This is a genomic window from Pseudomonas sp. UYIF39 (genome assembly GCF_029963765.1).
Classification (GTDB): domain Bacteria; phylum Pseudomonadota; class Gammaproteobacteria; order Pseudomonadales; family Pseudomonadaceae; genus Aquipseudomonas.
The window spans coordinates 200297-212178 of record NZ_JALBYU010000005.1 but is presented as its reverse complement, the minus strand read 5'-3'; the positions used below and the strand labels follow the sequence as shown (position 1 = coordinate 212178).

The 11882-nt window shown below is 59.5% G+C and carries 13 protein-coding genes; 6 read left to right on the top strand and 7 right to left on the bottom strand.

Going from position 1 to position 11882, the window contains the following annotated elements:
• Nucleotides 1-8: 8 nt before the first annotated feature.
• On the bottom strand, nucleotides 9-560 hold the full coding sequence (locus MO767_RS09160; RefSeq protein WP_282480222.1) for a DJ-1 family glyoxalase III: 552 nt from the start codon (nucleotides 558-560) through the stop codon (nucleotides 9-11).
• Between the two features lie 66 nt (nucleotides 561-626).
• Nucleotides 627-1082 (bottom strand): DUF4879 domain-containing protein, encoded by a 456-nt coding sequence (locus tag MO767_RS09155; protein WP_282480303.1) that lies wholly within the window; start codon nucleotides 1080-1082, stop codon nucleotides 627-629.
• 214 nt (nucleotides 1083-1296) lie between these two features.
• On the opposite strand from MO767_RS09155, the gene MO767_RS09150 reads away from it, so the two are divergent.
• A complete protein-coding gene (locus MO767_RS09150) occupies nucleotides 1297-2592 on the top strand; it encodes an NCS2 family permease (protein ID WP_282480221.1) in 1296 nt (431 codons plus the stop codon).
• On the top strand, nucleotides 2589-3668 hold the full coding sequence (trmA, locus tag MO767_RS09145; protein WP_282480220.1) for a tRNA (uridine(54)-C5)-methyltransferase TrmA: 1080 nt from the start codon (nucleotides 2589-2591) through the stop codon (nucleotides 3666-3668). The genes MO767_RS09150 and trmA overlap by 4 nt, the downstream gene beginning before the upstream one ends.
• A gap of 54 nt (nucleotides 3669-3722) precedes the next feature.
• Here the strand turns inward: trmA and MO767_RS09140 are convergent, their stop codons facing one another.
• The 3 genes from MO767_RS09140 to MO767_RS09130 all read right to left on the bottom strand — a co-directional run bounded on the left by MO767_RS09140 (nucleotide 3723) and on the right by MO767_RS09130 (nucleotide 5014).
• Entirely contained in the window at nucleotides 3723-4169 is a 447-nt protein-coding gene (locus MO767_RS09140; RefSeq protein WP_282480219.1) for a DUF2442 domain-containing protein, read from the bottom strand.
• Nucleotides 4166-4594 carry a DUF4160 domain-containing protein gene (locus tag MO767_RS09135; protein WP_282480218.1) on the bottom strand — a complete coding sequence of 143 codons (429 nt, stop codon included), beginning with the start codon at nucleotides 4592-4594 and terminating at the stop codon, nucleotides 4166-4168. Before MO767_RS09135 ends, MO767_RS09140 begins: the two co-directional genes overlap by 4 nt.
• A 213-nt stretch (nucleotides 4595-4807) precedes the next feature.
• Entirely contained in the window at nucleotides 4808-5014 is a 207-nt protein-coding gene (locus MO767_RS09130) for a 4-oxalocrotonate tautomerase family protein (RefSeq protein WP_123367741.1), read from the bottom strand.
• A 133-nt stretch (nucleotides 5015-5147) separates the two neighbouring features.
• On the opposite strand from MO767_RS09130, the gene MO767_RS09125 reads away from it, so the two are divergent.
• The 3 genes from MO767_RS09125 (at nucleotide 5148) to MO767_RS09115 (ending at nucleotide 7501) form a co-directional block, all read left to right on the top strand.
• Entirely contained in the window at nucleotides 5148-6059 is a 912-nt protein-coding gene (locus MO767_RS09125; protein ID WP_095130673.1) for a LysR family transcriptional regulator, read from the top strand.
• A 141-nt stretch (nucleotides 6060-6200) separates the two neighbouring features.
• Nucleotides 6201-6641: a type II 3-dehydroquinate dehydratase gene (gene aroQ, locus MO767_RS09120; protein WP_282480217.1), complete on the top strand. Its 441-nt coding sequence runs from the start codon at nucleotides 6201-6203 to the stop codon at nucleotides 6639-6641.
• A 5-nt stretch (nucleotides 6642-6646) separates the two neighbouring features.
• Complete coding sequence (locus MO767_RS09115) at nucleotides 6647-7501, top strand: shikimate dehydrogenase (RefSeq protein ID WP_282480216.1); 855 nt, start codon at nucleotides 6647-6649, stop codon at nucleotides 7499-7501.
• A gap of 36 nt (nucleotides 7502-7537) precedes the next feature.
• On the opposite strand, the gene MO767_RS09110 is transcribed toward MO767_RS09115, so the two are convergent.
• Both MO767_RS09110 and quiC read right to left on the bottom strand, forming a co-directional pair.
• Nucleotides 7538-8215: a TetR/AcrR family transcriptional regulator gene (locus MO767_RS09110; RefSeq protein WP_282480215.1), complete on the bottom strand. Its 678-nt coding sequence runs from the start codon at nucleotides 8213-8215 to the stop codon at nucleotides 7538-7540.
• Nucleotides 8216-8317: 102 nt separating this feature from the next.
• Nucleotides 8318-10219, bottom strand: coding sequence for a 3-dehydroshikimate dehydratase QuiC (gene quiC, locus MO767_RS09105; protein ID WP_282480214.1), 1902 nt, complete (start codon nucleotides 10217-10219; stop codon nucleotides 8318-8320).
• A 328-nt stretch (nucleotides 10220-10547) separates the two neighbouring features.
• Between quiC and MO767_RS09100 the strand changes: the two genes are divergently transcribed.
• Complete coding sequence (locus tag MO767_RS09100; RefSeq protein ID WP_282480213.1) at nucleotides 10548-11849, top strand: MFS transporter; 1302 nt, start codon at nucleotides 10548-10550, stop codon at nucleotides 11847-11849.
• The last annotated feature ends 33 nt before the right edge of the window (nucleotides 11850-11882 follow it).

Genomic DNA, 11882 nt, shown 5'->3' with positions numbered 1-11882 from the left:
GGCACGCTCTAAACCACCAACTCCCCCGCCACCGCCGCTCGCCTGGCCTTACCGCAGAGTTGTTCCACCAGCGTCAGGGCGAATTGCAACGCCGCCCCTGAACCTTGGGCAGTGATGCAGTTGCCATCGACCACCACCGGTTGATCAACGAAGGTGCAACCCGACAGTTGATGACTGGCCGATGGCAGGCAGGTCATGCGCCGCTGACGCAGTACGCCAAAGGCTTGCAGCGCCAGCGCCGGGGCCTCGGCGATGCCGGCGAACAGGCGCCCTGCCGCTGCCTGATCCTTGATCAATTGTTGCAGGGGTTGATGGGCTGCCAGATGTTGCGCCCCCACGGCACCGCCGGGCAGGACGATCAGGTCGAACGGCTGGGCCAGCACGTCTACCAGCATCGCATCGGTCGTCACTCGGGTGCCGCGCGCGCAGGTGAGCATGCGCCGTCCCTCGATGCTGGCCACCACCACTTCAACCTTGGCACGGCGCAGCACATCGATCAGGGTCACTGATTGCAGGTCATCGATGCCCTCGGCGAGGGTAATGAGAGCTCTAAAGGTCATGGGCGCAGTCCACTGGATGATCTTTAAAGCGTAGTCAGCTTTCCTGCCCCTTGTTCGAGCCCGTCGTTACTTGATGTAAAGCTGCGTCGATAGCGTATTGCCAGGCGCGTTGATGGAGGTGTTGCTGAAGGTGAACGTGCCTTCCTGCTTGCCGGCCAGATCGAAGACATACAAATAGCCGACGGTTTTTCTTCCGACGGTGCACTCAGCCAGGTTGCCATTATCAAAAGCACAGATCGGGGTCCGGGTGCCGTTTACGTCAAAACCGTCCAGCCCGACATGCGCCCCACGGCCGTAACCGACTTCCAGCACATAGATTTTGATGTTCGGCCCATTGTGATTACAGCGCGTCTGCTCCTGCCCATCGGCAATGTTTTCAAAACCACAGCTCGGCGACTCGACCTTGAGTACCTTCAGCTGACTCAACGGCGCCGCCGATGCAGCCGAAGCGGTGTGTGCCCCCAGGAAAAAGGCGATCGCCATTGCGAGTACGGCAATCAGACGTTTATTCATGCAATACATAAGTCCCCCCAAAATCAGCGCGCAGTATGGCGCACTTGGCTTTACCGCAAAACATCGACGACGATCGCAGCCATAAGCAGCCATAGCCCCACGCGGCTGGTATGATGCGCGGCTTTTTCCGACCCACAGAAAATTACCAGGCGCCAGCAGCGGTCTGTGCTTTGCTGTTGAGGTCGATACATTCACGGCGCCTGGCGCGCCACGGGGAGCAGACATGCTGGAAAGGCTGTTTCAACTCAAGGCACACAACACCAACGTGCGGACCGAGATACTGGCGGGCGTCACGACCTTTTTGGCCATGGCCTACATTCTGTTCGTCAACCCGAGCATCCTCGGCGAGACCGGCATGGACAAGGGCGCGGTGTTCGTCGCCACGTGTCTGGCAGCCGCCATCGGCTCCACGGTGATGGGCCTGATCGCCAACTACCCGATCGCTCTCGCGCCGGGCATGGGCCTGAACGCCTTCTTTACCTACACCGTGGTCCTGCACATGGGCCACACCTGGCAAGTAGCGCTGGGTGCGGTATTCATCTCGGCGGTGCTGTTCTTCCTGCTGTCGATCTTCCGCATCCGCGAATGGATCATCAACAGCATCCCGTTGCCGCTGCGTTCGGCGATTGCCGCCGGTATCGGTCTGTTCCTGGCCCTGATAGCCCTGCATAACGCGGGCATCGTGGTGAGCAACCCGGCAACCATGGTCGGCCTCGGCGATTTGAAACAACCGGCCCCGATCCTCGCGACCCTCGGCTTTGCCCTGATAGTGGCCCTTGAAGCATTGAAAGTGCGCGGCGCGGTACTGATTGGCATTCTGGCGGTGACCATCGTTTCGATCCTCATGGGCTTCACCCCGTTCGGCGGCGTGATGTCGATGCCACCGTCACTGGCCCCGACCTTCCTGCAACTGGACATCAAGGGCGCCCTGGACATCGGGCTGTTCAGCGTGATTTTCGCCTTCCTGTTCGTCGATCTGTTCGACAACTCCGGCACCCTGATCGGCGTTGCCAAGCGCGCGGGCCTGATGGGCAAGGACGGCCACATGCCGAAAATGGGTCGCGCCCTGATCGCCGACAGTACCGCGGCCATGGCCGGTTCGCTGCTGGGCACTTCGACCACCACCAGCTACATCGAATCCGCAGCCGGCGTGAGCGCCGGTGGCCGCACCGGCCTGACCGCCGTTGTCGTGGCGATTCTGTTCCTGTTGGCGCTGTTCTTCTCGCCATTGGCCGCCAGTATTCCACCCTTTGCTACCGCACCTGCGCTGCTGTTCGTCGCGGTACTGATGACATCCGGCCTGGCCGAAATAGACTGGGACGACATCACCGTCGCCGCACCGGTCGTGGTCACTGCTCTGGCCATGCCGTTCACTTATTCCATCGCCAACGGCATCGCCTTCGGTTTCATCTCCTGGACCGCGATCAAGTTGCTGTCCGGCCGCGGCCGTGAGCTGAACCCGGCACTGGTGATTCTGTCGATTCTGTTCGTGATCAAGTTGGGTTGGTTCAACGCATGACTTTTGATTCCAAGGCTTACGCCGTTCAGCTCGAAGAGAAGGTCGCGCGCCTGCGTGACCTGTTGGCCCCGTTCGGTGCGCCAGAACCTGCGGTGTTCGACTCGCCGCTGAAAAACTTCCGCCTGCGCGCCGAATTCCGCCTGTGGCGCGAAGCCGGCGAGCGTCACTACGCGATGTTTTCCCAGGAAGACAAGCGCACGCCGATCCTGATCGAAGAATTCCCGATCGCCAGCCTGCGCATCAACGAGTTGATGCCGCAACTGAAAGCGGCATGGCAAGCCAGTGCGGCCCTGAGCCACAAGCTGTTTCAGGTGGAGTTCCTGACCACTCTGGCCGGCGATGCGATGATCACGCTGTGCTATCACCGCCCGCTGGACGAGCACTGGCACACGGCGGCGTCGAAACTGGCAGCCGACCTGAACGTCAGCGTCATCGGCCGTTCCAAGGGTAAACGCGAAGTGATCGGTCAAGATTACGTGGTCGAGCAGATGAACGTCGGCGGCCGCACCTTCAGTTATCGCCAGCCGGAAGGCGCGTTCACCCAGCCCAACGGCACCGTGAACCAGAAGATGCTCAACTGGGCTTACGACTCACTCGGCGATCGCTCCGACGATTTGCTGGAGCTGTATTGCGGCAACGGCAACTTCACCTTGCCGCTCGCGACGCGAGTACGCAAAGTGCTGGCCACCGAAATCAGCAAGGCGTCGGTCAACGCCGCGTTGAGTAATCTCAGCGAAAACGCTGTGGATAACGTCACCCTGGTGCGCTTGTCCGCCGAAGAGCTGACCGAAGCCCTGAACGAAGTTCGTCCGTTCCGTCGTCTGCACGGTATCGATCTGAAGAGCTACGAGTTCGGTAGCGTCTTCGTCGATCCGCCTCGTGCCGGCATGGACCCGGATACCTGCGAGCTGACCCGTCGCTTCGACAACATCCTCTACATCTCCTGCAACCCGGAAACCCTGGCGGCCAACATCGCCCAGTTGCACGACACCCATCGCATCACCCGATGCGCAATGTTCGATCAGTTCCCGTGGACCCACCACATGGAATCCGGGGTGTTGTTGACCCGCCGGTAATTGCCAATACCCGATACAAATCAGCCGTCATCACGACGGCTTTTTTGTGCGTGCTTAAAGGGTGATATCTGTCTTGCGCGGACGCCCGCCCTTACGGCCATTCGCCCGCGCGGCCTCTGCTTTGGCGGCGCTGCTTTGGCGACCATTACGTGAGGCGATGACCGACGCGGCCATATCCATCAGCGGCTTGCTGGCTGAAATCATCCCGGCGATGGAAACCTGCAGATCCTTGCCCTCATGGCAAAGGGCTGTCCCGGAAAAGCCGACTTTCAGGTCTGCGAAATCTTCGACGTCGAAATCATCGAACTCCGGATAGTGCTGCACGGGCAACAACACGCCACTGCCATCAATGAAACCGACCGCCAGGCACGGTTCCACAAAGGTCACCGAAGTCGCTTGCAGGCCGCCTTTGTGGCGCACTTGGCCACGCTGGATGGCTTCATCCAGCACGGCTTCGGTTACGGGCCGATCCACCAACATTTTTGCTGTTATCGTTTTCATAGTTCGATCTCCACGCCCTCCGGAGCGCCCATCAGCGCCAGTAGGGTCTTGTTCGTCTCAGGCTCATAGCAAGCCGAGCCAATCATGCAGGTCGTACTGGCGACCCTTTTCACCACCACGACTTCGCTGGTTTGCCAGTCCCATATCTGATGATCGAGGCAGACCGTGTGCAGCTTGTCCCACCAGATACACCGAGCGCGGCGCAAATGAGCGGGTTGTCCGAGCGCGTGACGCAACCCTTCCAGCACCGCCACAGGTGGCCTGCGAGAATGAGGAACCACGTCCCACAGCTCGACGCTGTTGTGCCAGAAGCTGAATTTGAAGCGCGCACTCCAGGTTCCGGCATCCACATGTGCGTGCGGCGGGCAGTGCTCATCGCGCAACATGATCACCATTGAAAACCCTTTGAAGCTGAATAATCTCATGCTAACCCATCCGTTAGGTTAATGAGCCCGAAGACCCGACATTCCCTGGAAAATCCGATAACTGGCGCTGTGTTGAATCATCACTGCGACTTTTGAGACTAGCGTCAAGGCTCGGCTCGGGCCGGTGGATAACACCGCAAAATGGTAAGCAATCCTTTCCTCGCGCCTACAAAAAAGCCGTCCCGAGGACGGCTGTCTTGGCTTGTCTGGAAATCAACCCGACTGGTTTTTTCGATATTCGGTGGTGGTGATGCCCGCATACCCCCAGTTATCGGTATCGACTTCCTCGATCACAATGTGGGTCAGCTCTGGAGGCTTACCAAGGACGCGCTTCAAGGTGTCGGTGATTTCAGCGATGACCTGGGCCTTCTGCTCCCGGGTCACACCATCGCGGGTAATACGTACGCTGACGAAAGGCATGCTGCTTCTCCTGCTTGCTGGTTAAGAAAGGCTTAGTGCTTGCCGCTGCTTCTCACGGACTCACTGTATCTGTGTGCAGGCATCTGATAAATACTGACTCACACACTTCATTTGATCCCCGGTGTAATCAATCATGCAGCGACAATTCGACGATCTTCAGCTGGGCAGCATCGAACTGTTTTGTCTGGCAGCCGAAGCCGGCAGTTTTACCGCTGCCGCGCTGGTGGCCGGCGTGACGCCCGCAGCCGTGAGCCGCTCAGTGTCGCGCATGGAAGAACGCCTGGGCGTGCGGTTGTTCGCCCGCACCACCCGCAGCGTCAAACTGACCGACAGTGGTCGACGGTACTACGAGGAGTGTCGCCAGGCGCTGGCGCAACTGGTCGAGGCCCAGCGCGAGGTCATGGGTCAGCAGCAACAGCCTTCCGGCACCTTGCGCATCAGCATTCCCACCACCTATGCCCATCACCGGATCCTGCCGTTGTTGCCGGCTTTTCGGGCACGCTTTCCAGCGGTGAAAGTCGAGTCGCACATCAGCAATCGCAACATCGATTTCGTCGGCGAAGGCTATGACATGGCGATCCGCGTGCGGGCGATTCCGGATTCAGGCCTGATCGCCCGACAGTTGGAAGACGCCGCGCTGGTGATGATTGCCAGTCCTGACTACCTCAAGCACGCGGGCATTCCACAAACGCTGGATGACCTTAAACAGCACGAGTGCATCCAGTACGAATTGCCCAGCAGCGGTCGGCGGATTGCCTGGCTGTTCAACGACAATGGCGTGCACCGGGAGATTCTGGCCGAGGGCAATCTCAGTTGTTCCGACGATGTGCTGGGCGGCGTGACCTTGGCCAAACATGGCGCAGGACTGTTCCAGACCTATCGCTTCATCGTCGAAAACGAACTGGCCGATGGCTCGCTGGTGGAAGTGCTCAAGCCTTATGGTGGACGCTCGCGACCGTTCACCCTGCTCTATCCGCAAACTCGCCATATGCCGTTGCGGTTAAGGGCGTTCATCGATTTTCTGGTGGAGCATCTCCCCCGCTGAAAAGCCGAAACCGTCCGATCACCGCACACATTAACCTTGAGAAACGCCTCTTCAATTGACCAAACTAACTAGCTAGTACAATTTATCTCCACAGGCTGAAACCCTCGGCCAACGCCAAAAATAATAAGTGGAGAGACCCCAATGCCCCCTATCGTTCTGGTGCTCAACGGCCCGAATTTGAACCTGCTCGGCACCCGTGAGCCGGCGACTTACGGCCACGAAACCCTGGCCGACATCTCAGCGATGTGCGGTCGTGCCGCCGAAGAGTTCGGCCTGGCGGTGGAGTTTCCCCAGACCAATCATGAAGGCGAACTGCTCGACTGGATTCACGCCGCCCGCGGCCGTTGCGCCGGGATCGTCATCAACCCGGCTGCCTGGACCCACACCTCAGTCGCGATCCGCGATGCGTTGGTCGCCAGCGAACTGCCGGTGATCGAAGTCCACCTGTCCAACGTTCATGCCCGCGAGCCCTTCCGCCACCACTCCTTTGTGTCGGCCATCGCCACGGCAGTGATGGCCGGTTTCGGCAGCCACGGCTATCGCCTGGCGCTGGAACATTTCAGCCAACGTTTGAAGGGGTGAACGCCGTGACTCAGACCACCGCTGTACTGGCCGGACTGATCGGCGCCGGCATCCAGGCTTCCCGCACCCCGGCGCTGCACGAGCATGAAGGCGATGCCCAGGGTTTGCGTTACCTCTATCGCCTGATCGATCTGGACCAGTTGAAACTCGACAGTGGCGCTCTGCCCGACCTGTTGATGGCCGCCGAACGCATGAACTTCACCGGCCTGAACATCACCTTTCCGTGCAAGCAGACGATCATCCCGCTGCTCGACGAATTGTCTGCGGAAGCACGAGGCATTGGGGCGGTGAACACGGTCGTGCTGAAGGACGGCAAACGCATCGGCCACAACACCGATTGCCTGGGGTTCGCCGAAGGTTTCCGTCGTGGCTTGAAGGGCGTTGCCCTTGAGCGCGTCGTGCAAATGGGTGCCGGTGGCGCTGGCGCGGCAGTGGCCCATGCCCTTTTGAGTGAAGGCGTACAGCTGCTGAACATTTTCGACGTGGAAATCAGCCGCGCCCAGAGCCTGGCGGACAATCTCAATCAACATTTCGGCGTCGGCCGGGCTGTGGCGGGCCATGACTTACCGAGCACCCTGGCCCAGGCTGACGGTCTGGTGAACACCACCCCCATGGGCATGAAAAAACTGCCGGGCATGCCAGTGCCGGTGGAACTGCTTCGAGGTGAGTTATGGGTGGCGGAGATCGTTTACTTCCCGCTGGAAACCGAACTGCTGCGCAACGCCCGCGCGTTGGGTTGCCGAACGCTGGATGGCGGCAACATGGCCGTGTTTCAGGCGGTGAAGGCGTTTGAATTGTTCAGCGGCGTGGTGCCGGATGCGCAGCGAATGCTGGAGCATTTTCAGAGCATGAATGGCTGAACGGATGTGGCGAGGGGGCAATCCCCTCACCCCACATCAGGCCTGCAAATACTTCAAAACCGACTCGCAAATCATCTCTCGATGACGCTGCTTAATACTTTCGTCCGGCAAGTCGATCTGAAAGATCTCACCGAAAGTATGGCGGTTCGACACGCGATAGAAGCAGAACGAGCTGATCAGCAGATGCACATCCAACGGCTCGAGCCCGGAGCGGAACACACCTTCCTCAGCACCGCGACGCAAAATCTCGCCCAGTGAATCGAGAATGGTGTTGTTCATCGCCTTGATCGCATCGGAGCGCTTCACATATTCAGCGTTGTGAATGTTCTCGATGCTGACAATCCGCACAAAATCGACGTTGTGATCATGGTGGTCGAAAGTGAATTCCACCAGCCGCCGAATCGCTTCCACCGGCGCCAGTTCGGTCAGGTGCAAACGGTTTTCGGTGCTACGGATATCGCCGTAGAGTTTCTCCAGCACCTCGACGTAGAGCTGTTCCTTACTGCCGAAGTAGTAATAGATCATGCGTTTTGAGGTGTGGATGCGCTCGGCGATCGCATCGACGCGAGCGCCGGAAAGCCCCTGCTGGACGAACTCGACAATGGCTTCTTGAAGGATGTTCTCGCGGGTCTTTTCCGGGTTGTTCTTGCGACTCTTGCGCGGCTCGACAATCGGCTCGTCAGGCGCTGCGGAGAGTTCTGAAGTTATCGTCATTGCGGGCTCACGGCCATCACTGCACAGGTGGGCGATTATGGGCCGCGCCGCACAGTGAAGGAAGTCGCGCGGCGGCGGTTTGTACCCGTGTTTACGATTTCCCTACAACTTTGCCTGACGTACGGCACCGCTTCGAGACTTGGCCATGGCCGCCAGTCGCACCGCGACGTTGGCTGCTCCGTAACCTGCGTAGCCATTCTTGCGCTGGATAATTTCAAAGAAGAACCGCCCTTCAAACGGTTCGGTGTACACATGGAACAGCTCGCCACCTTGGGCATCGCGGTCGTAGAGCACGTTGTAATAGGCCAGTTCGCTGAGGAACTCGTCGTCGAAATCGAACCGCGCGGCGAGGTCATCGTAGTAATTGAGCGGGATATCCAGCAGCGGTACGCCCGCCTCCTTGGCCCGGCTGACTTCAGCAAAGATGTCGTCGCAATCGAAGGCGATGTGATGCACACCGGAGCCGCGATAACTCGACAGCGCGTGTGAGATCGCGGTGTTGCGGTTCTCGGAAATATTCAGCGGCAAGCGGATCGAACTGTCCCGGCTGCGCAGCGCCCGACTCTTTACCAGACCGTACGGGTCAGGCAGCACCACTTCATCGTCGGCTTCGAAATCCAACAGGCTTTTATAGAACAGCACCCAACTGTCGAGGCTGTCGGCCGGCAGCGCCATGGCCATATGGTCGATGCGCTTGAGGCCGCCACTGGCCACGGCGGCGGGTTGCAGATTGAAGTCGGTGCCGTAGACGTCGGCGTCCTGGTCCACCAGATAAATCAGGCTGCCATCCGGCGCGCGCACGGCGGCGAGCTCCAGCTCATTGGGCCCAACCAGCCCGCGATACGGCTGACCTTTATAAGCCACGGCCCGGGCCAGCGCACTGGCGCTGTCCTTGACCCGCACGGCGGTGGCGCACAGCGAGGGGCCGTGAGCTTCGAAAAAACTGTGGGCAAAGGAATAGGGTTCGGAGTTAAGGATCAGGTTGATATCGCCCTGACGCAGCAGGCTCACGCTCTTGGAACGATGTTGCCCTGCCTTGACGAATCCCAGCCGCTCCAGCCAATTCGAGAGCTTGGCGCCAAGGCTTTCATCCACGGCAAATTCAAGAAACTCGATGCCGTTGTACTCGCTGGCCTGGGGCGTCTCGAACAGAATGTCGATAGAGACCGGTGGTGTGGCTTCTTGCGCAAAACGCTCGCGGGTTTTCTCCTCCAGGTACAGCAACGAGCGCAAACCGTCGGCGGCATTGGCCCGTGGCGGCGCGGCGCGGAAGCCGTCGTTGAAGATCTCCAGCGACAACGGCCCGGTGTAACCGCTCTTGATGATCGGCGCGAGAAAACCCGGCAGATCGAATTCGCCCTGGCCCGGGAAACAGCGGAAATGCCGGCTCCACTCCAGCACGTCCATGGCCAGGATCGGCGCGTCGGCCATTTGCACGAAGAAAATCTTGTCGCCGGGGATCTCGGCAATCGCGCTCGGATCGCCCTTGAGCGACAGCGTGTGAAAGCTGTCCAGCAACACGCCGAGGCTCGCGTGATCGGCCTGACGGACGATGTTCCACACCTGTTGATAAGTGTTCACGTGGCGGCCCCAGGCCAGCGCTTCGTAGCCGATCCGCAAACCACGGGCACCGGCGCGTTCGGCCAGCAGGCGCAAATCGTTGACTAAAATCTGTTCATCACCGATGGCGTCGGCCGAGGCGTTGCTGCACACCAGCACCAGGTCCGTGCCCAGTTCCTGCATCAGGTCGAACTTGCGCTCGGCCCGCTCTAGGTTGCGCGGCAGGCGGTCGCGGCGGCAGCCCTCGAAATCCCGGAAAGGTTGAAACAGCGTGATCGCGATCCCGAGATCGGCGCACATCTGTTTGATTTCCCGCGGACTGCCGTCGTAGTAGAGAAGGTCGTTCTCGAAAATTTCCACCCCGTCGAAACCGGCGGCGGCGATGGCTTCAAGTTTTTCCGGCAGGGTACCGCTCAAGGACACGGTGGCAATGGAACGCTGCATATATCGACTCCCGGTGGTGGAGACAGTCTTGTTATCAACATCGCACGCTTTCGCTTTTACGTAGGGATCAGGGATCGCGTTTATCTGTGAGCGAATTATTGGCCGGGGGAATCTGCACAGCAATTCAAAGTGTACTACCCGGTTAGTTTTGTGTTCGATTATCGAACACAATGCCCCTTGGCGAATTGACGATTTTTTGTCCACTGCGCAACATCAACACCACATTGGGTCCGGCCGGACCCGATTACCAAAGACCCAGAACACCACATAAAAATAATCGGTGGCCTTCATGACTCCTTCTCAAAGCTCTCCCGTGGAGCGTTCCTCCATGACTCCTGCCATTGGCGGTATCGGCGACAAGATCCGCGGTGCGATGGCGGTCGGCAAAACCCGTTGGGGCATGCTGGCGCTGGTGTTCTTCGCCACCACCCTGAACTACATCGACCGCGCCGCCCTCGGCGTCATGCAGCCTATCCTCGCCAAGGAAATGAGCTGGACAGCGATGGACTACGCCAACATCAACTTCTGGTTCCAGGTCGGCTACGCCATCGGTTTCGTGCTGCAAGGCCGGTTGATCGATCGGGTCGGCGTCAAGCGCGTGTTCTTCTTCGCCGTGCTGCTCTGGAGCCTGGCGACCGGCGCCCATGGTCTGGCCACTTCGGCCGTTGGCTTCATGGTCTGCCGATTCATCCTGGGTCTGACGGAAGCCGCCAACTACCCGGCGTGCGTGAAGACCACCCGGTTGTGGTTCCCGGCCGGCGAACGCGCCGTGGCCACCGGCATCTTCAACGCCGGGACCAACGTCGGCGCGATGTTCACCCCCATGTTATTGCCGCTGATCCTCCATGTCTGGGGCTGGCAGGCCGCGTTCCTGTGCATGTCGTCACTGGGCGGGATCTGGTTGCTGTTCTGGGGCTTGAAGTACTTCAACCCGGAAGATCACCCGAGCGTTAAACAATCGGAACTGGATTACATCCAGAAGGAAGTAGAGCCGGAACAATCCCGCGTACCGTTCTCGAAAATCCTGCGTATGCGTGGCACTTGGGCCTTCGCCCTCGCCTACTCCATGACCGCGCCGGTGTTCTGGTTCTACCTCTACTGGCTGCCGCCGTTCCTCAATCAGCAATACAACCTGGGGATCAACGTGACCCAGATGGGTATCCCGCTGATCATCATCTACCTCACTGCCGATTTCGGCAGCGTCGGCGGCGGAATCCTGTCCTCGTTCCTGATCGGCCGCGGCGTCAACCCGATCAAGGCGCGGCTGATGTCCATGTTCCTGTTCGCCTGCTGCATCATCGGCGTGATCATGGCGGCGGGTTCGAGCAGTCTGTGGGTCGCGGTGTTCGCCATCTCCCTGGCCATCGGTGCGCACCAGGCCTGGACCGCGAACATCTGGAGCCTGGTGATGGACTACACGCCTAAACACATGATGAGTACGGTGTTTGGCTTCGGAGGCATGTGCGCGGCCATCGGCGGGATGTTCATGACCCAGTTGGTCGGCCATATTCTGACGATCACCAACAACAACTACACCGTGCTGTTCACCATGATTCCGGCGATGTACTTCATCGCGCTGATCTGGATGTACTTCATGGCACCGCGCAAGATTCCGACCGTCACCCCGTAACCCCCCTCCCCCGGCAGGCCTGACTCCAGGCCT

Coding starts and splice junctions, on each gene's coding strand:
- MO767_RS09160 (WP_282480222.1), bottom strand. CDS start 560: ATGACCTTTAGAGCTCTCATTACCCTCGCCGAGGGCATCGATGACCTG.
- MO767_RS09155 (WP_282480303.1), bottom strand. CDS start 1,082: ATGTATTGCATGAATAAACGTCTGATTGCCGTACTCGCAATGGCGATC.
- MO767_RS09150 (WP_282480221.1), top strand. CDS start 1,297: ATGCTGGAAAGGCTGTTTCAACTCAAGGCACACAACACCAACGTGCGG.
- trmA (WP_282480220.1), top strand. CDS start 2,589: ATGACTTTTGATTCCAAGGCTTACGCCGTTCAGCTCGAAGAGAAGGTC.
- MO767_RS09140 (WP_282480219.1), bottom strand. CDS start 4,169: ATGAAAACGATAACAGCAAAAATGTTGGTGGATCGGCCCGTAACCGAA.
- MO767_RS09135 (WP_282480218.1), bottom strand. CDS start 4,594: ATGAGATTATTCAGCTTCAAAGGGTTTTCAATGGTGATCATGTTGCGC.
- MO767_RS09130 (WP_123367741.1), bottom strand. CDS start 5,014: ATGCCTTTCGTCAGCGTACGTATTACCCGCGATGGTGTGACCCGGGAG.
- MO767_RS09125 (WP_095130673.1), top strand. CDS start 5,148: ATGCAGCGACAATTCGACGATCTTCAGCTGGGCAGCATCGAACTGTTT.
- aroQ (WP_282480217.1), top strand. CDS start 6,201: ATGCCCCCTATCGTTCTGGTGCTCAACGGCCCGAATTTGAACCTGCTC.
- MO767_RS09110 (WP_282480215.1), bottom strand. CDS start 8,215: ATGACGATAACTTCAGAACTCTCCGCAGCGCCTGACGAGCCGATTGTC.
- quiC (WP_282480214.1), bottom strand. CDS start 10,219: ATGCAGCGTTCCATTGCCACCGTGTCCTTGAGCGGTACCCTGCCGGAA.
- MO767_RS09100 (WP_282480213.1), top strand. CDS start 10,548: ATGACTCCTGCCATTGGCGGTATCGGCGACAAGATCCGCGGTGCGATG.